We start from the raw sequence: 20,597 nt of genomic DNA on the forward strand, positions 1-20,597 counted from the left end.
CATGCCTGTGCTCAATGCCCACCAGTCTTTCGTCTTGATTGTTGATATGCAAACGGGTTTGTTGCCTGCCATTGCAGACCACCAAGCCTTGGTCGAACGGGCCGGGAAGCTGGCACAGGCGGCCCGTCTTTTAGGGGTGCCGGTTCTGGCAACCGAACACTGGGCTGGGAAAATCGGCCCGACTGATCCAGCCTTGTTGCCCCACATAGACAAAGTGCTGCATAAAACCCATTTCGATGCCACGCGTGAAACCGATTTTTTGCCCGCCTTGCCGGTAGGACGCACGCGCGTTTTGTTACTGGGTACAGAGTCTCATGTGTGTGTGTTACAAACTGGCCTGGGTTTGATGGAGCGTGGTTATGAGCCGGTACTGGTCGGCGATTGCGTCGGCTCGCGTCATCCCCAGTCCCGCCAGGCCGCCTTGGATCGCTGGGCGATGCACGGACTGGAGCGCGTTAGCGCTGAAATGGCCATGTTTGAATGGCTGGAAACGCCAGCTAACCCCGCATTCAAGCAGGTTCTGGCCTTGATTAAATAAACTGAACAAAAGCTGAATTACATCTGTTGCGTTACCTAACAATCAGGTCTGGACTAATCTGCTCCATAGGGTGAAGATAGACTTTAACGCCGTGTTAAGCACGGAGACTTCACGGAGGTTTACGGATGAAAATGACGACTATCACTAAAGTAGGTATGGCCACGGTTCTAGCCGTCGTGATGGCGGGCTGCTCTTCCTGGGATAGTATGAGCAAGCGTCAGAAGGGGGCCGTTACAGGCGCTGGTGTAGGTGGCGTGGCCGGGGCGGTGATTACTGGCGGCGGCGTACTGGGCACTGTGGGCGGCGCAGCGATTGGCGGTGTGATTGGCGACCAGGTCGGCAAGAACCGTTAAATTGAAGATTGTTTGGTTGAGCTGACACGCTCGCCGAAGCAAAAAGCCTCAAGGCATTGGGAATGGATCCCGACCTTGAGGCTTTTTTCATGATGCGCTCAACAGGCGTTTGCTGCTGTGCCTGTGCGCGATTTCTGACAGGCATGTCCGGATCTATCGGTACGCATCCTCATCCATCATGGAACGATACCACTCGTGAAAGTGCTTCATGCCATCTTCCAGGGGTGACTGGTAAGGGCCAACTTCTGATACCCCGCGTTCCATCAAGGCGCGGCGGCCAGCATCCATGCGCTCGGCAATCTCGTCATCTTCTACTGCGGTCTCCATATAGGCGGCGCGTTGTGCTTCTACAAAATCCCGCTCGAAGGCCACGATGTCTTCCGGGTAGTAAAACTCCACCACATTCATGGTTTCCTGCGGCCCCTTGGGGTACAGCGTGGAGAGCACCAGTACGTGCGGGTAGATCTCGATCATGTGGGTGGGGAAATAGGTTACCCAGACTGCACCGAAGTCCGGTGCCTCGCCCTGACGGTAGGCCAGTAGATTGTCATGCCATTGGCGATAGGTGGGTGAGCCCGGCTTAGCCAGAGCCTGATGCACACCGACTCGTTGCAGGCTGTACCAGTCGCTGAACTCCCACTCCAGATCGTCGCAGGTCACGAACTGACCCAGGCCGGGGTGGAAGGGGGCGACGTGATAGTCCTCCAGATAGACCTCGATGAAGGTCTTCCAGTTGTAGTTGCACTGGTGGATTTCGACGTGATCGAGCACATAGTCCTGAAAGTCGAACTCGGGGCGGCTGAATAAGGGGGCCATATCCTTGGCTGGATCGCGTGGGCCTTCAAACAGCAAGCCATGGCAGTCCTGCAAGGGGTAGCGCTCCAGGTTCAGACAGGGTTTGTCTTTGAAGCGAGGTGCCGCCAGCAAGTTGCCTTGAGCGCTATAAGTCCAGTTGTGCAAGGGGCAGACAATGTTGCCTCCTGTGCTGCTCAGGGAGCCATGGCTGGCCTGATTAGGTTGGCCGGGCATGCCACCTAGCATCAGGGCCTGACGGTGTCTGCAGACGTTAGAGAGTAGTTCTACGCCGTGGTGGCTCCGTATCAGCGTACGGGCGGCATTTTCCTGAATCAAGGTGCGCCAGTCGCCGGGCTCGGGAACGAGTTTTTCATTACCGACGTATAAGGCGGACTGCTGAAAAATACGCTCTTGTTCGCGCTCGAACAGAGCATGGTCAAAATAGGCGCTAACAGGAAGCTGGGGGTGAGCGGGCACAAGACGTGCCATCTGACCGAGCTCGGTCATGATTCCCTCCGCATGGGTCAATAAGCCAGGCCTCTGGGGGCATTGGATGGCATTGCTTGCCATCTCTGGCGCGAAGAAAAATCGGAACTGGCCGATTACCAAGGCGAAATTGTACCTTATCTATTAGCCACCTAGCCGCATTGCGCCAGCCGTCACAGGTGTTTTTCGCCTTGCTTTTGGTATAGGGAGCTGCCAAGAAAATGGCCATCCGCATGGGATGGCCATTTCAAGCAGCAAGCGTTTGATTGCCAGTGGCGCTTTACTTGTTTTCCAGCGCACTGGCATCAATTTGCGGCATTTCGATTTTGACTTCCAGCACTTCCAGCGAGTCCTGGCGATCAAGGTTTACCTTGATGTCATCGGGATTAATCTTCACGTAGCGCGAGATGACCTCGACCAGCTCTTTTTGCAAGCGGGGCAAGTAGTCCGGGGCAACCCCACCTTGACCACGTTCGTTAATGAGGATCAGTTGCAGACGGTCTTTGGCGACCGTTGCCGAGGTTTTCTTGTGACCGAGCAGGAAGGACAGGAAAGACATATTACTTTCCTCCGAACAGGCGCTTGAATAGCCCTGGTTTTTCGTAATCCACAAAACGCAACGGTTTTTCACCACCCAGGTAACGATCTACGATGTCCTGATAGGCCTGGGACACATCACTTTCTTTGAGATGGATAACGGGTACTCCTTGGTTGGATGCTTGCAGCACGGTTTCCGACTCGGGAGTGACCCCAATCAGTTTGATGCGCAAGATATCTTCCACGTCCTGCAAGGACAGCATCTCGCCGTCCGATACGCGCTTGGGGCTGTAACGGGTCAGCAGCAAATATTCTTTGATGGGCTCTTTGCCTTGTTCACCACGGCGCGATTTGGCGGCCAAAATGCCCAGGATGCGGTCCGAGTCACGAACCGAGGACACCTCGGGGTTGGTCACAACCAGTGCATCGTCTGCGAAGTAGGAGGCCATCAAGGCGCCGGTTTCGATACCTGCGGGCGAATCGCACACAATGTATTCAAAACCCATGCCCTTGAGCTCTTCCAGTACTTTCTCCACGCCTTCGCGGGTCAGGGCGTCTTTGTCACGCGTCTGGGAAGCGGGCAGGATGAACAGATTTTCCAGCTGTTTGTCACGGATCAGGGCCTGGTTCAATGTGGCTTCGCCCTGGATCACGTTGACGAAGTCATACACTACGCGTCGCTCGCAACCCATGATCAGATCCAGGTTGCGCAAACCGACGTCAAAGTCGATGACCACGGTCTTGTGACCGCGCATCGCAAGACCAGATGCAAAACTGGCACTGGTGGTGGTTTTGCCCACACCACCCTTGCCGGAGGTCACTACAACTATACGCGCCATGACAATCGGATTCCTTTGTTTTTCAAGTCACATAATCGTAAAGCATAACGGGCCTTATTTTGACATCCGTTCTGCCACTTTACCTACTGCTTAGAAACAAAACATATCAATTGCTTTGTTCCGTGTCAGCTTACACGGTTGCACTTGCACTTGCTTGCTCTCAGGCGGGCTCTCAGTGCAAGCCACTATAAAAAGCGCCGGCAAATGCCGGCGCCTTGTACTGTCAGGGGCTCAGGGGATCAAATCTGAGCGTGTCGTCTTCCAGCGTGACCACGGCTGGCTTGTTGCGTAACTGCGCATCCAGTCGCGTTTCAATAATGCGATACACGCCGGCAATAGCGATCAGTTCCGGGTCCAGCTCGGTCGTGAAGATGCGTGCCTTGGTATCGCCACGGGCACCGGCCATGGCTTTGCCTCGCAGTGGGCCGTAAACATGGATATTGCCATCGGCCACTACTTCTGCGCCCTGACTGACTGCCCCGATCACAATCAGGTCGGTGTGGCGCGCATAGATACGCTGGCCGGAGCGCAACTGACGGTTGATGAGAAGGGCAGCCGGGGCTTGAGCAGGCGGCGGTGGGGTGGGCGTTGCGGGTACCTGTTGCTGGGCCGTTTGCGATAGCACGGGCACGTCCTTGTCCGGAGCTGCCTGGGCTTGAGGGCGGGCAGGTGGGTTGGACAGTTCAACGTGTGGCAAACCGCTGTCGATGGCGTTGTCGGCATGACCGGGGTGGGCAATGATGCCGACCGGATGCAGTTTGTGCTGACGCAGCGCGTCCACCAGTGCGGTCCAGTCCACCGGCGCGTCAATGGCGCTGGCATCGATGACGACGGGTTCGTCCTCAAAGAAGGAGCCAGCGTCTTTCATGCGTTGAGCCAGTGCGGCTAATTGCTCGGCCGTATCAGCCGAACGCAGCACCACTCGTACGGCGTACAGGGTGGCGCTTTTGAAATCCAGGGCTTGAGGCCCCTTGGCATGAGTCTGATCGTTCACGTCAATAGCCTTAGACCCAGGTGTCTTTCAGAGTCGTTGTACGGTTAAGAACGGGTTTTTCTGGTGTCGAATCCACACGGTCAGCCACAAAGTAGCCCAGGCGCTCAAACTGCCAGCGAGCATCGGGGGTGGCCTTGGTGCCGGGTTCCAGCCAGCCCTGAATCACGCGCAGCGAGTTCGGGTTGATGTGCTCCAGGAAGTCCTGGTCGGCCGCGTCGGGCTGGGGATGGGCAAAGAGACGGTCGTACAGACGGATCTCGGCGGCAATCGCGTGCTCGGCGCTGATCCAGGTGATATTGCCTTTGACCTTGACCGAGTCCGCACCGGGCGTGCCGCTCTTGGTGTCAGGCAGGTATTCAGCCAGAACCTGAGTGACATTGCCTTGCTCGTCTTTCACGCAGCCGGTGCAGCGCACGACATAGCCATATTTCAGACGCACGGTATTGCCGGGGAACAGGCGGAAGTACTTTTTAGGTGGCTCTTCCTTGAAGTCCTCGCGCTCGATGTACAGGCGACCGGAGAAAGGGAACTCGCGTTGACCGGCCTGCGGATTGTGCGGATTGCGCGGTGCGTGGCACAGCTCACTGTGGCCTTCGGGGTAGTTGGTGATGATCAGTTCGATCGGATCCAGAATGGCAACGCTACGGTCGGCCACGGGATCCAAGTCATCGCGCAAAGCTTGTTCCAGCAAACTGTAGTCCACGTGCTGGGCGGCTTTGGACACACCCAGACGGTCAGTAAACAGACGGATGGCGCCGGCGCTGTAACCACGGCGACGCAAACCGGCCAAGGTAGGCATGCGCGGATCGTCCCAACCTGATACGCGGTTTTCCTGAACCAGTTGACGCAGTTTGCGCTTGCTGGTGACCACGTAGGACAGGTTCAAACGCGAAAACTCGTATTGTTTGGGCAATGGGTCGGATAACTGACCCAGCTCGACCAGACGCTCCAGAATCCAGTTGTAAAAGGGGCGCTGGTCTTCAAACTCCAGGGTGCACAGGCTATGGGTGATGCGCTCCAACGCATCTTCCACAGGGTGTGCCCAACTGTACATGGGGTAGATGCACCATTTGTCGCTCGTGCGATGGTGTTCCGCGTGGCGGATGCGGTACATGACCGGGTCGCGCATATTGATATTGGGCGAGCCCATGTCAACCTTGGCACGCAAGGCCATACTGCCATCGGGGTGCTTGCCGTCACGCATTTCGCGCAAGAGCTTGATGGATTCTTCGGCAGGGCGGTCGCGCCAGGGCGAGTTCACGCCTTTTTCGGTCAGGGTGCCACGGTTGATACGCATTTGTTCAGCGTTCTGTTCGTCAACGTAGGCATGACCCGCATTTACCAGTGCTTCGGCAAACTGGTACATATAGTCGAAGTAGTCGCTGGCAAAGTACAGGTTTTCTTCTTTTTTGAAGGTCCAGTCAAAGCCCAGCCATTTCACCATGTCGATAATGGCGTCCACGTACTCCTGCTCTTCTTTTTCAGGATTGGTGTCGTCAAAACGAAGGTGGCAGGCGCCTTGGTAGTCGCTGGCCAGCCCGAAGTTCAAACAGATACTTTTGGCGTGCCCGATGTGCAAATAGCCATTGGGCTCGGGGGGAAAGCGCGTACGAATACGCGCGGCATCAACAGCCGCCCCTTCCTGGGTGCTTGCCGGGCCCGGCTGACCGGCCCAGGTCTTTTGTGCGTAACGGCCAGCGCTCAAGTCCTGGTCGATGATCGTGCGCAGAAAATTAGATACGGGAGCGGGAGTGGTGTCAGAGGTCATACACGTTTGAAATAAAGAAGCCGACAGACGAATCGGCCATTTTGCCACGTTCTTGTTTTAGAGGGGTATTTACCCCATGAACGTGTTCTGAAAAATCAGGAGGAAACTTGGGGTAGTATGGTGGCGTTTGCTGGCCAATTCACCCTACACTAGCGCTCATTATGACGCACTCCGCCCTTTCCCTGTCTCATGCCCAGTTTTTCCTTAGTCTGGGATTCATGCTGCTGTTTCTGGCTCTGGAGCTGGGGTTGGCCTGGGTGTTGCTGTATTTCAAAGTCAGAACCTTCGGCAGCAACGCAACGGCCTGGATGGGCGCGTACCGTTTTTGGGTGCGTCTGTTCGCATTGGCGTTCATTTTAAGTTTTGCTGCTTCCATGCCGGTACTGATTCAGTTTGGCAGCGTCTGGCCAGGGCTGATGGCGCAGGTAGGTGATGTGATTGGCCCGATGCTGGCCGCCTCCATGTTGTCGTTGTTTATCTTCAAGTCCTGTTTTCTGGGTGTCATGCTGTTTGCCCAGCGTATGCTCTCCAATCTGGTTCATACCCTGGTGGTGCTGATGGTGGCCCTGGGCGTCACCGTGACGGCATTTTGGCTGGTGGCGATGGTGGCCTGGATGCAGGTGCCAACGGGGGTGGATGTTATTGAAGGCCATTACGTGGTGCTGGAGTGGCTGGATGTGCTCAGCACACCGGCCTTGCCGTGGTATGCCGGTCTGTTATTTGCAGGTAGTTTATTGACGGTCGCCTTTTTTATTTTGGGCGTGACTTGTGCGCAGACCATGCAAAAACCGGTTACCGATCAGGAGCGCCTGGCTTTTCGTAGTGCCTTGTTTTTAGGCGCCGCCGCTTGGCTGGCCCTGGTTTTTGCGGTGGTGGGCAATGGTTTCATGACAGCCGAGCATCAGCCTGCCAAGGCAGCGGCTACGGCAGCGTATTGGGAAAGCGGCTCGCAACCTGATCTGATTCTGGTCGCTGCGCCCTCGGCCATGCAGGACAGCGTCCTGGGTGTGTTGCGCTGGTCACACGCCGGTGGTCGCTGGCTGGGTCGCAATGACAGTGGCATCCTGATGGGTCTGGATCAGTTTTCTGAAGCCATGCCCCCCGTTACCTTGACCTTTTGGTCCTTTCGTGTGGCGGTGCTGGCCGGCGCATTGATGTTTTTTCTCTTGATGTGGGTCTGGTTGCGTACCCGTCGTTATGGCCTGGATCCGCATTCGCTTTCTTATAGAGAGCGCCAGGGTATGGTGGTCGCGTCTGTACTGGGCTGGATCATGTTGTTGGGCGGCGCAGCGTATGTCTTGCTGGGCTTTCTGCCTTATCTGGTAGGTAACGATATTCAGGCCGTACAAGTGCAAAGTACCGAACCTGTTTTTACTGTGGGACTGGGTTTGCTGTTTTATAGCCTGGTCTACGTCTTGTGCATGATTGGTTTTTTCCAGAAATTACGACATGCCGTTCGTTTTGGTGTGGTGCCGATCGCACGTCATCGGGGTCGGGCATGATTGATTCTTTTGCAAATGCGCTGGGTTTGGGGGCCCATGATCCCGCGTTCTGGATGCCGCTGGCCTTTTTGGCCCTGTTCTTTTTGATTATTGTGGCCGGTACGGTTCTGGATGGCTTCGATATTGGTGTGGGCTGCCTGTCCTTGCTGGCACCGGATTCCCTGCGCCCGCGCATGCTGTCCTTGCTTAGCCCTTGGCGCGATGCCAACGAATTCTGGTTGTTTCTGGGTTTGGGCTTGTTTGTCTGCGCCTTTCCTAAAGCCTGGGGTGCAGTGATGGGGGGACTGTATGCGCCTTTATGCGCCTTGGGCGTGGGTGTCTTTGTCCGCTCCGTCTCCTTTGAGTTCCGGCTGCGTGCACCGGTAGAGCGTCAGTCTCGCTGGCAAATGGGCTTTGCCCTGGGTTCCTGGTTGACGGCGTTCTCCCATGGCGTTTTGTTGGCACAAGTCGTGGTAGGTTTTCAAAGCGATGCGGGCTATATCTGGTTCTCTATCTTCATGGGCTTTTGCGCTATTGCCGCTTACTGCTTGTTGGGCGCCAGTTGGCTCATCATGCGCGAGGCAGGCGAACTGCGTGCCCGTGCAGTGAACTGGGGGCGTCGCTCGGTGCGTTGGTTTGCGGCCGGTGCGGTGGGCGTTTCGGTGGTGTTGGCCTTTGTGAATGCCGGTGTGCTGCTTAAATGGAGCGATGGGCCTTACTGGGGCTTGGTCCTGTTCTTGTGGGCCTTGATCCTTAGCTGCTTTGTGTCGATTGAAATGAGCCTGCAGCGCATGATCAACAGCAGCTATCGCACTACCGCCTTGCCCTTTTTGCTGACTTTGTTCGTCATGGTCTGTGTCATGGCGGGTTTGGCTTTCAGTTTCTTTCCCTATTTGATTCTGGACGAGATGACGATCTGGGACGCCGCCGCCGGGGTACCCGCCTTGAGCCTGATTCTGTCGGCGATTGTGATTACCTTGCCCATCGTGTTGATATTTAACGTGTGGGTGTATTGGCGTATGTTTGGATTGTCCCGCCCACCTTTGCCGCCCAGCTTTAAAGGCTGACCTTTTTTATGATTGCCCATTCCGTGCTGTCGATGCGCAAGCGTCTGCAGGGTTTCAAGTGGTTGTCTGACATGCCCGCCATGCTGGCCTGGGCGGTCTTGGCCGGCATCCTGGGGGCCTTGGCGACCTTGGCCTTTCATCAGGGCATGCGCTTTGTGCAGCAAGTGGTCACAGGACAGCACGGTGGCATCGTCGCGGTAACGGAAAGCTTGCCTTGGTACATGCGCCTTTTGTTTCCCACCTTGGGCGGTCTGTGTGCCGGTATCTTGTTGTGGCTGGCGGGGCGTCTGCCGTCGGGCAGCAATTCAGACTATATGGAAGCAGTGGCTATTGGTGATGGCCGTTTGTCCATTCGCCAGGGCTTGCTGCGATCCTTGTCCTCTTTGATGACGGTGGCCTCGGGCGGCTCTATTGGGCGGGAAGGGGCGATGGTACACCTGGCTTCCTTGTCTGCTTCTGCGATTGGCCGTTTCACGCTGTTTGGTGAAGCTCGTCTGCGTTTGCTGGTGGCTTGTGGTGCCGCAGCCGGGGTGGCTGCCGCCTATGGCACCCCTATTGCCGGCGCTGTGTTTGTGGCCGAGATTGTGCTGGGCACCATGACCATGAGCAGCTTTGGCCCCTTGTTGATGGCAGCCGTTAGTGCCCATCTGACCATGCGTGTGCTGGGCGGCTATCACGCCCCTTATGAAATGACCAATGTGCAGGCGGTTGCGGGTTGGGACATTCTGCCTTTTCTGGTTCTGGGAGTGCTGATTGGTCTGGCTGCGCCCGCTTTTTTGAAGTTGCTTAATCTGTTTCGCACCCTGTTCAAGCGTACCGGCCTGGGTCTGCCCTTGCGTTTGGCGTTGGGGGGCTTGTTGCTGGGGCTTTTGCTGATCGTGATGCCGCGCGTGGCAGGTAACGGCTTCAGTGTCGTGTCTTCCATGCTGCACAGCGACTGGGCCTGGTACAGCGTGCTGCTGATTCTGGCACTCAAGGTTCTGGCGACGGGCCTGACAGTCGGTTCGGGCGCTGTCGGTGGTGTGTTCACCCCCGCGATCTTTGTGGGCGCCGCCTTTGGTACTTTATTTGGCCAGTTGAGCGTGTTGATCTTGCCGGGTCTGGACTTGCCTTTGTATCTGTTCACCCTGGTGGGCATGGGGGCGTTTTTGGGGGCGGCAACCAGTGCGCCCTTCATGGCCATTTTGATGCTGTTTGAAATGACATTGAGCTATCAGTTGGTGTTGCCGCTGATCGTGGCCTGTGTCATGGCCTATTTTGTCTCGCGGGGTGTGGCCGAGGTGGCCATGTATGAAGTCACACTGGTGCGCGAACGCGATGCCTTGCTACGTCACAAATTGCGTCACACCACCTTGGCCGAGTTGGTGCGTCCGGCCGATACCGTGGTCAGCACCACCACCCAAATGCGTGATGCCTTGCAGATGTTTCTGGATTATCCCGTGCGCTATCTTTATGTGGTGGACGAGGAGCAGATCTATCAAGGTGTGATTGCCCAGCCTGACCTGACCCGGATGTTGTTGGACGACAACGCTGCCCAGGAGCGTGTGGTGGGCGATATTTTGCGTATGGATTTCGTCAAGACGCTCTACCCGAATATGAGCCTGGACGAGGCTCAGGAGCACTTTGTCAGCTTTGCTGGAGAGCGCCTGCCTGTATTGAATGGTGACGGCTCGGGCCGCCTGATTGGTGTAGTCTATAAGTCTGCTGTGCTGGAAAAATACTCCGCCATCAAACGCTCCTTGGATGCGAGCGGCGAAGTGATGTTGGATGCCCGGCGCTAAACTTTTTTTGTGACATAAACCATGCGTACCAAAGCTTGCCAGCGAGGCTTGGCAGGCGGGCTGATTGTCGGTCTTGCCATGCTGTTCGCTGTTCCATTGGCCACTGCTCAAAACCGTGTCGGGCTGGAGAACCTGTCTGCCACGCAGGTGTATGGTGTGGATGAGGCCCAGGCGATTCCCTCTCAGGACCTTCCCCCGGTAGAGCCGTTTTTTGATGCTTCGCAATGGCATCGCCAGGGCGACCAGGATTTGCTCAACCCTGCCGCGTCCCTTGATTTTTCTTTTTCCGATTTCAGCCTGAGCGGTTCCACTACTGCCAGTCTGGCTCGCTCCATTCAATATAGTCAGCAGTCCTCGCCGATCTGGAATGGGCGCTGGTTGAGCAGCGCACCCGATCAGGTCTGGCAGTTTGGCGAGCGCAATTGGCGCTACGTCAATGAAGATGGCTTGCAGTTGACCCTAGGTAATGACACGGTGACGGCCCCAGACTGGGCTCGGCCTGTGGAGCTGGGCGGCATCAATATTACCCAGCAGTTTGAACAAGGCCCGGCTGGTCCTTGGCGCTATGCGCTGGCCGTCGGTGCGCTGGATATAACCGGCAAGCAAGACAATGGGGATCTGGTGTACGGATCGTCGGCAAGCAGCTTGATGGTCAGCACCGACGTCACCAGCAGGACCAGTATTGATACCCAGATGGAAAGCGCGCGTGATTTTGGCCTGACCGGGGTGGGAGCTACCTACCGTTCCCCTGATTTTGGGGTGTGGCAGGCCAGTGTGGCCAAGGCTTCCCATGCGGTGGGGCAGGGCTGGCGCTATCAGGCAGCTTACGGCCTGGATGTGTTGGATGATTTGCACCTGCAATGGCAAGGCGAACGCTACCAGGATCACTTCCTGGATCTAAGCCGCTATCAGGGCATGAAGATCGATGCGGCCAGCAGCCGACAGGTGGTGGGGCTGTCCGTGCCTTTGCGTCGCTGGGGCGAGGTCAAGACCCAGTACGAGGTGCAGCAGGCAATGGCCGGTGGGCAGAATCGCTACCTTGGGGTCACGCAGCAGTTCTGGTACAGTCCCCACCTTAGGGTGGGTTTGCAAGCTCGCCGTCATCTGGAAAGTCGCCAGTCGAACATCGCGCTGCGTTTTTCTATTCCGATTTTTTAAGCAGGCGGCATGGCCCAGTCAGCACTTGAGGTTCTTCAGGAAGTTTTTGGTTATGACAGTTTTCGTGGTTCTCAGCACGAGATTATCGAGACCCTGATCCAAGGCGGTGATGCCCTGGTCTTGATGCCCACCGGCGGCGGAAAATCGCTCTGTTACCAGATTCCTGCTTTGGTGCGACCCGGCACCGGCGTGGTCGTGTCCCCTCTGATTGCCTTGATGCAGGATCAGGTGGATGCGCTCAATGAATTGGGTGTGAATGCCGCCTATCTGAACTCCACCCAGGATTGGCAGACCGCCCGCGAGGTCGAGCGCGAGTTTCTGACGGGACAACTGGACTTGCTCTATGTCGCCCCTGAGCGTTTGCTGACAGATCGCTGCCTGGATTTGCTGGCACGCGGCCAGGTCTCCTTGTTTGCCATTGATGAAGCCCACTGCGTATCGCAATGGGGGCACGACTTCCGCCCGGAGTATCTGGGCCTGGATTTGCTGGCTCAGCGCTGGCCAGGGGTGCCGCGGGTTGCCTTGACGGCGACTGCCACTCAGTTGACGCGGGTAGAAATTGCCCAGCGCCTGAAGCTGGAAGAGGCCCGGCATTTTGTCGCCAGTTTTGATCGCCCCAATATTTGCTATCGCATCATCGAAAAGAACGAGGTGCGCAAGCAGCTCTTGAGTTTTATTCAGGAAGAGCACTCGGGCGATGCGGGAATTGTGTATTGTTTGTCGCGCTCTCGCGTGGAGGACACGGCCGAGTTTCTGTGCAAGAACGGCATTCATGCCTTGCCCTACCACGCAGGGCTGGATGCACAGCAACGCGCCATCAACCAGGCTCGCTTTCTTCGAGAAGAAGGGGTGGTCATGGTGGCGACCATTGCTTTTGGCATGGGCGTCAATAAACCGGATGTGCGTTTTGTGGCCCACATTGACCTGCCCAAATCGGTAGAAGGGTATTACCAGGAAACCGGGCGGGCAGGGCGCGATGGTGAAGCCGCTACCGCCTGGCTGGCCTATGGCCTGCAAGACGTGGTGCAGTTGCATCGCATGATTAACCAGTCGCAAGGCGATGCGGCACACCGGCGCCAGCAAGGCCATGCGCTCGATGCCATGCTGGGCCTGTGCGAAACCATTTCCTGCCGCCGTCAGCGCTTGCTGGCCTATTTCGATCAGCAGATCGAACCGTGTGGGAACTGCGATACTTGTCTGGAGGCTCCAGAAGCCTGGGATGGCACCGTGGCCGCGCAGAAAATGCTGTCCACTATTTATAGATTGTGGCGCGAGCGTGGCCAGCGCTTTGGCGCCGGCCATCTTATTGATATTTTGTTGGGCAAGCTGACCGAGCGTGTCAAAGAGCATGAGCACGACAAGCTCACCGTCTTTGGTGTGGGCAAGGAACTGACCGATCAGGCTTGGCGCGGGGTGCTGCGCCAGTTGCTGGCGCATAGTCTGGTCGCGGTCGACCCGGAAGGGTACGGCACCTTGTTGCTGACCGAGGCCAGCCGAGAAGTGCTCAAAGGGGAGCGCACCTTGATGTTGCGGCGCGAAACCGTAACACGTGGGCCAGCCGCCCATCGCGTAAAAGGTCAGGCGCCTGCCGGACCTGCTCTGGAGCCCGATCAACAGCGACGGTTCGAGGCTTTGCGCGCCTGGCGTGCCACTACCGCACGCGAACACGGCGTACCGGCCTATGTCATTTTCCATGACGCCACTTTGCGGGAAGTTGCCATCCGTTGCCCCAGCTCAGAGGCTGATCTGGAGCCGATTACAGGCATAGGTGTACGCAAAAGAGAAGCCTATGGCGAGGCTTTGCTGCGCTGCGTTCAAGAACTGCAAACGCAATAAAAATTGTTAATGGCGCAAAGATTGGTTGCATTTTTTTTGCGCTGAATTTGCGTTGCAAAGACAAATCCGCTATTCGCTCAATCCGCTATATGTAGTAGAATGGCGGCAATATCACACTATATATGGTGTGCATCAACTGACGCTGGCGGCTGCAAAAGCCGCGTCCCCCGTCAATCACCACCGATTTCCGAGACTGACATGCAATCAACCGAACAGTTAATGGTCACTAAGCGAGATGGCCGTACAGAACCTATTAACCTCGACAAGATTCACCGAGTAGTTGATTGGGCTGCTGAAGGTCTGAGTAATGTGTCCGTCTCTCAAGTAGAGCTGCGCTCTCACATTCAGTTCTACAACGGCATTCGCACCAGCGATATTCACGAAACCATCATCAAGTCGGCGGCGGATCTGATCTCTGAAGATACGCCTGACTACCAATATCTGGCCGCCCGCCTGGCGATTTTCCACCTGCGCAAAATCGCTTTTGGCCAGTTTGAGCCTCCCAGCCTGTTTGATCATGTGACCTTGCAAACCAAGGAGGGTCGCTACGATCCGCATCTGTTGCAAGACTACACGCGCGCCGAGTTCGATGAGCTGGATGCGCATCTGGATCACTGGCGTGACATGAACTTCTCTTACGGTGCCGTCAAGCAGTTGGAAGGCAAGTATCTGATTCAAAACCGCGTGACCAAGCGCATCTACGAAAGTCCCCAGTTCCTGTACATGCTGGTGGCCATGTGCTTGTTTGCCCGTTACCCGGCCGATACTCGCCTGGGCTTTATCAAGCGCTTTTACGACGCCGTATCGCAATTCAAGATTTCCTTGCCCACGCCCATCATGGCTGGCGTGCGCACACCCACCCGTCAATTCAGCTCTTGCGTGCTGATCGAATGTGACGACAGCCTGGACAGCATCAATGCCACGACCAGCGCCATTGTTCGTTACGTGTCACAGCGTGCCGGTATCGGTATCAACGGTGGACGTATTCGCGCTGTAGGCAGCGAAATTCGGGGTGGTGAAGCACAACACACAGGTTGCCTGCCTTTCTTCAAGATGTTCCAGGCTGCGGTGAAGTCCTGCTCGCAGGGCGGCGTGCGCGGCGGTGCGGCAACCTTGTTCTACCCCATGTGGCACCTGGAAGTGGAAACACTGCTGGTCCTGAAGAACAACCGTGGTGTGGAAGAAAACCGTATCCGTCACCTGGACTACGGCGTTCAGATCAACCGTTTGTTGTACCAGCGCCTGATCAAGGGCAGCCACATCACGCTGTTCTCGCCGCATGACGTGCCCGGTTTGTACGAAGCCTTCTTTGCCGACCAGGACGAGTTCGAGCGTCTGTACGAGATGTACGAGCAAGATCCCGCCATCCGCAAGCGCAGCCTGCCTGCCGTGGAGCTTTTCTCTTTGCTGATGCAAGAGCGCGCCAGCACCGGCCGTATCTACATTCAGAACGTGGACCATTGCAACACGCATAGCCCATTCCAGGCTGACCGCGCTCCTGTGCGCCAGTCCAATCTGTGCATGGAAATCGCTCTGCCCACCAAGCCCTTGAACGATCTGAACGATCCTGAAGGTGAAATCGCACTGTGCACTCTGTCGGCTTTCAACCTGGGGGCTCTGGAGTCCCTGGACGAGCTGGACGGCCTGGCTGAACTGATTGTTCGTGCTCTGGATGCCTTGCTGGACTACCAGGATTACCCGGTCAAGGCCGCGCTGAATGCAACCAACAAGCGTCGTTCCCTGGGCGTTGGCGTTATCAACTACGCGTACTACCTGGCCAAGAACGGCACCCGCTACTCCGATCCTGCTGCCTTGGGTCTGACCCACCGCACGTTTGAAGCCATCCAGTACTACCTGTTGAAGGCTTCGGTGCAGTTGTCGCGCGAATACGGTCCTTGCGAGGCCTTCGACGAAACCACGTACGCCGCTGGTTTGCTGCCTACCGACACGTACAAGAAAGACGTGGACGGTATTTGCAACGAGCCGTTGCACCTGGATTGGGAAGCCCTGCGTGCTGACATCGTCAAGCATGGTCTGCGTAACTCGACCCTGACCGCCCTGATGCCGTCGGAAACCTCCAGCCAGATCGCCAATGCCACCAACGGTATTGAGCCCCCGCGTGGTTTGGTGTCCGTCAAGCAATCCAAGGATGGCATCCTGCGTCAGGTAGTGCCTGAATTTGAAAAATATAAGGATCAGTACGAATTGCTATGGCAAATGCCCGGCAACGACGACTACCTGAAGTTGGTTGGCGTGATGCAGAAGTTTGTCGATCAGTCGATCTCTGCAAACACCAACTATGACCCACAGCGGTTTGAGGGTGGTCGCGTCCCGATGAAGCAACTGCTCAGGGACTTGCTGCTGGCCTACAAATACGGTGTGAAGACCTTGTACTACCACAACACCCGCGACGGAGCGGATGATTCGCATGGCGAAGTAGAGGACGACGGTTGCGCAGGCGGCGCGTGCAAGATCTAAGCAAGGGTAAAGAGCATCATGACTACCTATAGTACTTTTTCTAAAACGGATAACGATCAGCTCAAAGAGCCCATGTTCTTTGGGCAGCCGGTTAACGTAGCGCGTTACGACCAACAGAAATATCCGATTTTTGAAAAGCTGATTGAAAAACAGCTGTCCTTTTTCTGGCGCCCAGAAGAAGTCGATATTACTCAGGATCGGATCGACTATCAGAACCTGCCTGATCATGAAAAGCACATTTTCATCAGCAACCTGAAATATCAAACCTTGCTGGACTCCATCCAGGGGCGTAGCCCCAATGTGGCTTTCCTGCCCCTGGTGTCGATTCCAGAGCTGGAAACCTGGATCGAAACCTGGGCGTTTTCCGAGACGATTCACTCACGCTCGTACACGCACATCATTCGCAATATTGCCAATGATCCGTCCGTTATCTTTGACGACATCGTGCGTAACGAGAACATCCAGTTGCGTGCCGCCGATATTTCGTCGTATTACGACGACCTGATCAGTGACACCATGTTGTACGCCCAGTTGGGGGCTGGTGAACATGAGATCAACGGCGAGACTCGCACGTTGAGCCTCTATGAGCTAAAAAAGAAGCTGTATCTGTGCATGATGAGCGTCAATATTCTTGAGGCCATCCGCTTTTACGTCAGCTTTGCCTGCTCCTTTGCCTTTGCCGAGCGCAAGTTGATGGAAGGTAATGCCAAGATCATTCGCCTGATCGCTCGTGATGAAGCGCTGCACCTGACTGGTACGCAGCACATCATTAATATCTTGCGTTCTGGTAGTGACGATCCTGAGTTCGCTCAGATCGCTCATGAGCTAGAGCCGGTGTGTTTTGACATGTTCAAAGACGCGGCCGAGCAGGAGAAGCAGTGGGCGGATTACCTGTTTCGCGACGGTTCCATGATTGGCCTGAACAAAGACATTCTGAGCCAGTATGTGGAATACATCACCAATATCCGTATGGGTGCAGTGGGCCTGAAGCCTGCGTTTGAGTCTGTCAAACACAATCCCATTCCATGGATCAACACCTGGTTGTCCTCGGACACCGTGCAGGTGGCACCTCAAGAGGTGGAGTTGAGCTCTTACCTGGTCGGTCAGATTGATTCGGCCGTGTCGGCTGGCGACTTCGACGGTATTGAGCTATGAGTCTAGTCCGGACAACTGATGATTACTTTCAGTTGCGGGACGGCGAAACCTTGTTGGAAGGTTTGGAGCGAACCGGCCATCAGGTCGAGTACCAATGCAGGAGCGGCTATTGCGGCTCCTGCCGTATTCCTCTTGTTTATGGAAAGGTTGCCTATAAAGAGCAGCCCTTAGCGTATGTCGGCCCAGGCGAGGTTCTGCCGTGTTGTTGCACGGTACTCGAGCCGATCATGGTCGATTGTCAGCGCGTTGCCCGGACTGAAGAGGAATCTGTGGATCAGTTCGGCTTTACAGGGCTGAATCCCTGATTCCTCCGTCTCCCCTTTAGCTGGCTAAGCGTTTTTCTTCCAGTTTTTCCCAGCGTTCAAATAGCTGCTCCAAGTCTTTATTGAGCTGATCCAGTTGGCTGTTGATCTCGTCGGCCAGGGTAGAGCCATCTTTATAGAGATCCGGTGCGCTTAGTTGTTCTGCCAGTTCGGCTTGCTGGCTTTCTATGGCTGCAATTTTCTCGGGCAGCGCTTCCAGTTCCTTTTCTTCCCATGGCGCCAGACGGCCAGGCTTGGCAGTCTTGGTGTTGCGCTCGGTTGCAGATTTTTCGGCTGCGGCTGGCGCTGGAGCACTGCTGGCCGCTGCCTCGGTTCTGGTTTGCGGACGTTGTGCCAGCCACTCGTCGTAGCCACCTACATATTCACCCCAATGGCCGTCGCCCTCAGCAGCAATGACCTGAGTGACTACGTTGTCCAGGAAGGTACGGTCGTGGCTGACCAGCAGCACAGTGCCGGTGTAATCCTGAATCAGGTCTTCCAGCAGTTCCAGCGTTTCAATGTCCAGATCGTTAGTCGGCTCGTCCAGTACCAATACATTCGTGGGTTGGGCGAACATACGGGCCAGCGCCAGACGGGCACGCTCACCGCCGGACAGACTACGTACAGGGGAGTGAGCGCGGGCGGCGGGGAACAGAAAGTCCTCCAGGTAACTCATGATGTGCTTGCGCTGATTGCCAATTTCCACCCACTCGCTGCCAGGGCTGATGGTGTCAGCCAGCGTGGCGTTTTCGTCCAGGCGGCTACGCATCTGGTCAAAGTAACCAATATTCAGTTTGGTGCCGTGGCGTACTACACCGGAATTGGGTTCCTGCAAACCCAGCATGATGCGCAATAAGGTGGTCTTGCCTGCGCCGTTGTGGCCGATTAGACCAATACGGTCGCCACGCATCAGCACGGTCGAGAAGTCTTTGATCAGGATGCGGCCATCGTAGCCGTGTGTGACGCCTTGCAGTTCCGCAACCAGTTTGCCGGAGCGTTGGCCCTCAGAAATGGCGAATTTGACGTCGCCCGAACGTTCGCGACGCTCGGCACGGTCACGGCGTAATTGTTCCAGACGGCGCACCCGGCCCTCGTCGCGGGTGCGGCGCGCTTGCACGCCCTTACGAATCCAGACTTCTTCCTGGGCCAGGAATTTGTCGAATTTGGCATTTTGTTGCTTTTCCGCTTCCAGGAACTCTGCTTTGCGTTCCTGCCATTGGCTGAAGTTGCCGGGAAAGCTGAAGAGTTTTCCACGATCCAGCTCGATGATGCGGGTAGTTACTACATCCAGGAATCGGCGGTCGTGGGTAATGATGACGGCACTGCCGCGAAAATCCAGCAGCAACTGTTCCAGCCAAAGAATGCCGTCAAAGTCCAGGTGGTTGGTGGGCTCGTCCAGTAAGAGCAGATCAGGCTCTTCCACCAGCGCATTGGCCAGGGCCACGCGTTTGCGCTGGCCGCCAGACAGGCTGCCGGTCAGGGCGTCGGGGTCCAGCCCCAGCTTGTCCATCAGAGCATTGACTCGGGCAGGGCGTTGCCAGTCCTCGGTTTCGGTGAAGTCGCCACACAGAAAGTCGTAAATGCTGACTTCGGGATCTAGCTCGGGTTCTTGTTCGACGGTGGCAATTTTCAGCCCACCCAGTCGTTTGATCTGGCCGTCGTCAGGCGCCTGGCGTTGATCCAGAATTTTCAGAAGTGATGATTTGCCAGCACCATTGCGCCCGATCAGACCGATGCGTTCGTTTTTTTGTATGACCAGATCGGCATGGTCCAGCAAGGGATGGTGGCCGAATGCCAACTGGACATCGGTCAGGGAAATCAGATTGTTGGACATAAGACTCCAGATAAAACAGCGCGTCCTGCGAATTTCTCTATTGTCGCAGGTTACAATGCATCTGTGAGGCAGGCTGGGCAGTCGCGGTACGCAAGTATCGAGGAAGGTCCGGACTCCATAGAGCAGGGTAGCGGCTAACAGCCGTCCGGCAAGGCTGGCATCACGTCAGATAAGCCGAGGACTAGGGCCACAGAGACGAGACCACAGCAAGGGCTTGCGCAAGCAGGCACAGATACGGCCACTTCCGTGTTTTCTTGCATTTCGGTGCAAAGTGCTGTGGGGTGAAACGCGGTAACCTCTACCCGGAGCAATACCAAATAGGCATACGCAGGCTTTTTAGCCGATAGGCGGCTCGTCTTAGTATGCGGGTAGGTAGCTAGAACCGGCCAGCAATGGTCGGTCCAGAGGAATGATTGCCGGTCAGCGGGTTCCCGCTGGCATACAGAATCCGGCCTATAGGCCTGTCTCACACTTCTCCTGGCATTCGCCACCAATTGCATTGATTTCGTACATTTGAAAGCAATTGTTAAGGATGTTGAATCCTTGGCAGGAGTCGCTTGTGCGCGTTTTTATAACAATTCACTTTTAATGCGCAACGCAATTTCTTGATTTAACACAGTATTTTTTTTCCGTCACTTCTAGGATAGTGCGCTAAGTGCTTGTTGTGATTGAAAAAATTGCAACCGCTGCCTTGACCGAAAAGCCTTTCCCCCGTAGAGTGGGGAAAAGTAGGAAATAGTGTAAAAAAGTGGGGGAAAAAAGTGTTCCAAGGCAGCAGCGCACTCACACTGGATGCTAAGGGTCGGATGTCCATTCCGACTCGGCACCGTGACGCGCTTTTGCAACAGGAACAAGGCCGCTTGACCCTCACTCGCCATCCCGACGGCTGTTTGCTGGTGTATCCGCGCAGTGTGTGGGAAGAAAAGCGCGAACAAATTGCCCGCTTTCCCATGAGTGCCCGTTTCTTGCAACGCCTGCTGCTGGGTAGTGCTCAGGACGTTGATCTGGACTCCGCTGGTCGGATATTGATCGCTCCCGAACTGCGCGCCGCAGTGGGGCTGGAGCGCGACGCCATGCTGCTGGGTATGGCCACCCATTTTGAGTTGTGGAATGCCCAGGAACTGGAACGCCGACAGGCCCAGGATCTGGCTGAAAACTCCACAGACGTATTCGACACTTTTTCTTTCTGAGTAAG

The 20,597-nt window shown here is 56.0% G+C and carries 17 protein-coding genes and 1 other RNA gene; 12 read left to right on the plus strand and 6 right to left on the minus strand.

Annotated features, from left to right (window positions below; genetic code table 11):
• Position 1 precedes the first annotated feature (1 nt).
• Positions 2-538, plus strand: coding sequence for an isochorismatase family protein (locus AB7E06_RS00375; RefSeq protein ID WP_427954670.1), 537 nt, complete (start codon positions 2-4; stop codon positions 536-538).
• Between the two features lie 125 nt (positions 539-663).
• On the plus strand, positions 664-891 hold the full coding sequence (locus AB7E06_RS00380; RefSeq protein WP_094195732.1) for a glycine zipper 2TM domain-containing protein: 228 nt from the start codon (positions 664-666) through the stop codon (positions 889-891).
• Positions 892-1,044: 153 nt separating this feature from the next.
• On the opposite strand, the gene AB7E06_RS00385 is transcribed toward AB7E06_RS00380, so the two are convergent.
• The 5 genes from AB7E06_RS00385 to AB7E06_RS00405 all read right to left on the minus strand — a co-directional run bounded on the left by AB7E06_RS00385 (position 1,045) and on the right by AB7E06_RS00405 (position 6,310).
• Positions 1,045-2,193, minus strand: a complete 1,149-nt coding sequence (locus tag AB7E06_RS00385; RefSeq protein WP_094195733.1) for an aromatic ring-hydroxylating oxygenase subunit alpha — start codon at positions 2,191-2,193, stop codon at positions 1,045-1,047.
• A 259-nt stretch (positions 2,194-2,452) separates the two neighbouring features.
• A complete protein-coding gene (minE, locus tag AB7E06_RS00390) occupies positions 2,453-2,731 on the minus strand; it encodes a cell division topological specificity factor MinE (protein WP_042483380.1) in 279 nt (92 codons plus the stop codon).
• 1 nt (position 2,732) lies between these two features.
• A complete protein-coding gene (minD, locus tag AB7E06_RS00395; RefSeq protein ID WP_094195734.1) occupies positions 2,733-3,548 on the minus strand; it encodes a septum site-determining protein MinD in 816 nt (271 codons plus the stop codon).
• Positions 3,549-3,771: 223 nt separating this feature from the next.
• The gene (gene minC, locus AB7E06_RS00400) at positions 3,772-4,542 is read right to left on the minus strand and encodes a septum site-determining protein MinC (RefSeq protein WP_321277692.1); all 771 of its coding nucleotides are present in this window, start codon (positions 4,540-4,542) and stop codon (positions 3,772-3,774) included.
• Between the two features lie 10 nt (positions 4,543-4,552).
• Entirely contained in the window at positions 4,553-6,310 is a 1,758-nt protein-coding gene (locus AB7E06_RS00405) for a glutamine--tRNA ligase/YqeY domain fusion protein (protein ID WP_427954675.1), read from the minus strand.
• A 161-nt stretch (positions 6,311-6,471) separates the two neighbouring features.
• Here AB7E06_RS00405 and AB7E06_RS00410 point away from each other — a divergent pair, with 161 nt between their 5' ends.
• The 8 genes from AB7E06_RS00410 (at position 6,472) to yfaE (ending at position 17,571) form a co-directional block, all read left to right on the plus strand.
• Positions 6,472-7,812, plus strand: a complete 1,341-nt coding sequence (locus tag AB7E06_RS00410; protein ID WP_094195737.1) for a cytochrome ubiquinol oxidase subunit I — start codon at positions 6,472-6,474, stop codon at positions 7,810-7,812.
• Positions 7,809-8,858 (plus strand): cytochrome d ubiquinol oxidase subunit II, encoded by a 1,050-nt coding sequence (locus AB7E06_RS00415; RefSeq protein WP_094195738.1) that lies wholly within the window; start codon positions 7,809-7,811, stop codon positions 8,856-8,858. The genes AB7E06_RS00410 and AB7E06_RS00415 overlap by 4 nt, the downstream gene beginning before the upstream one ends.
• A gap of 8 nt (positions 8,859-8,866) precedes the next feature.
• On the plus strand, positions 8,867-10,639 hold the full coding sequence (locus AB7E06_RS00420; protein WP_094195739.1) for a ClcB-like voltage-gated chloride channel protein: 1,773 nt from the start codon (positions 8,867-8,869) through the stop codon (positions 10,637-10,639).
• A 21-nt stretch (positions 10,640-10,660) separates the two neighbouring features.
• Positions 10,661-11,797: a hypothetical protein gene (locus AB7E06_RS00425; RefSeq protein WP_094195740.1), complete on the plus strand. Its 1,137-nt coding sequence runs from the start codon at positions 10,661-10,663 to the stop codon at positions 11,795-11,797.
• 9 nt (positions 11,798-11,806) lie between these two features.
• Positions 11,807-13,633 (plus strand): DNA helicase RecQ, encoded by a 1,827-nt coding sequence (gene recQ, locus AB7E06_RS00430; protein ID WP_094195741.1) that lies wholly within the window; start codon positions 11,807-11,809, stop codon positions 13,631-13,633.
• A 198-nt stretch (positions 13,634-13,831) separates the two neighbouring features.
• Entirely contained in the window at positions 13,832-16,111 is a 2,280-nt protein-coding gene (gene nrdA, locus AB7E06_RS00435) for a class 1a ribonucleoside-diphosphate reductase subunit alpha (RefSeq protein WP_094195742.1), read from the plus strand.
• An 18-nt stretch (positions 16,112-16,129) separates the two neighbouring features.
• Positions 16,130-17,266 (plus strand): class Ia ribonucleoside-diphosphate reductase subunit beta, encoded by a 1,137-nt coding sequence (nrdB, locus tag AB7E06_RS00440; protein WP_094195743.1) that lies wholly within the window; start codon positions 16,130-16,132, stop codon positions 17,264-17,266.
• Positions 17,263-17,571, plus strand: coding sequence for a class I ribonucleotide reductase maintenance protein YfaE (gene yfaE / locus AB7E06_RS00445; RefSeq protein WP_094195744.1), 309 nt, complete (start codon positions 17,263-17,265; stop codon positions 17,569-17,571). Before nrdB ends, yfaE begins: the two co-directional genes overlap by 4 nt.
• Positions 17,572-17,587: 16 nt before the next feature.
• Here the strand turns inward: yfaE and AB7E06_RS00450 are convergent, their stop codons facing one another.
• Positions 17,588-19,402 (minus strand): ATP-binding cassette domain-containing protein, encoded by a 1,815-nt coding sequence (locus AB7E06_RS00450; RefSeq protein WP_094195745.1) that lies wholly within the window; start codon positions 19,400-19,402, stop codon positions 17,588-17,590.
• A gap of 65 nt (positions 19,403-19,467) precedes the next feature.
• Here AB7E06_RS00450 and rnpB point away from each other — a divergent pair.
• Positions 19,468-19,874: RNase P RNA component class A (rnpB, locus tag AB7E06_RS00455), an RNA gene on the plus strand.
• Positions 19,875-20,163: 289 nt separating this feature from the next.
• Complete coding sequence (mraZ, locus tag AB7E06_RS00460; protein ID WP_003803565.1) at positions 20,164-20,592, plus strand: division/cell wall cluster transcriptional repressor MraZ; 429 nt, start codon at positions 20,164-20,166, stop codon at positions 20,590-20,592.
• Positions 20,593-20,597 lie beyond the last annotated feature (5 nt).

Origin of the sequence: Alcaligenes sp. (assembly GCF_050255915.1) — a bacterium.
GTDB classification, from domain to species: domain Bacteria; phylum Pseudomonadota; class Gammaproteobacteria; order Burkholderiales; family Burkholderiaceae_B; genus Alcaligenes; species Alcaligenes aquatilis.

Excerpts from the sequence above, each read along its gene's own strand:
- AB7E06_RS00375 (WP_427954670.1), top strand. The coding sequence starts at position 2 with ATGCCTGTGCTCAATGCCCACCAGTCTTTCGTCTTGATTGTTGATATG.
- AB7E06_RS00380 (WP_094195732.1), top strand. The coding sequence starts at position 664 with ATGAAAATGACGACTATCACTAAAGTAGGTATGGCCACGGTTCTAGCC.
- AB7E06_RS00385 (WP_094195733.1), bottom strand. The coding sequence starts at position 2,193 with ATGACCGAGCTCGGTCAGATGGCACGTCTTGTGCCCGCTCACCCCCAG.
- minE (WP_042483380.1), bottom strand. The coding sequence starts at position 2,731 with ATGTCTTTCCTGTCCTTCCTGCTCGGTCACAAGAAAACCTCGGCAACG.
- minD (WP_094195734.1), bottom strand. The coding sequence starts at position 3,548 with ATGGCGCGTATAGTTGTAGTGACCTCCGGCAAGGGTGGTGTGGGCAAA.
- AB7E06_RS00405 (WP_427954675.1), bottom strand. The coding sequence starts at position 6,310 with ATGACCTCTGACACCACTCCCGCTCCCGTATCTAATTTTCTGCGCACG.
- AB7E06_RS00410 (WP_094195737.1), top strand. The coding sequence starts at position 6,472 with ATGACGCACTCCGCCCTTTCCCTGTCTCATGCCCAGTTTTTCCTTAGT.
- AB7E06_RS00415 (WP_094195738.1), top strand. The coding sequence starts at position 7,809 with ATGATTGATTCTTTTGCAAATGCGCTGGGTTTGGGGGCCCATGATCCC.
- AB7E06_RS00420 (WP_094195739.1), top strand. The coding sequence starts at position 8,867 with ATGATTGCCCATTCCGTGCTGTCGATGCGCAAGCGTCTGCAGGGTTTC.
- AB7E06_RS00425 (WP_094195740.1), top strand. The coding sequence starts at position 10,661 with ATGCGTACCAAAGCTTGCCAGCGAGGCTTGGCAGGCGGGCTGATTGTC.
- recQ (WP_094195741.1), top strand. The coding sequence starts at position 11,807 with ATGGCCCAGTCAGCACTTGAGGTTCTTCAGGAAGTTTTTGGTTATGAC.
- nrdA (WP_094195742.1), top strand. The coding sequence starts at position 13,832 with ATGCAATCAACCGAACAGTTAATGGTCACTAAGCGAGATGGCCGTACA.
- nrdB (WP_094195743.1), top strand. The coding sequence starts at position 16,130 with ATGACTACCTATAGTACTTTTTCTAAAACGGATAACGATCAGCTCAAA.
- yfaE (WP_094195744.1), top strand. The coding sequence starts at position 17,263 with ATGAGTCTAGTCCGGACAACTGATGATTACTTTCAGTTGCGGGACGGC.
- AB7E06_RS00450 (WP_094195745.1), bottom strand. The coding sequence starts at position 19,402 with ATGTCCAACAATCTGATTTCCCTGACCGATGTCCAGTTGGCATTCGGC.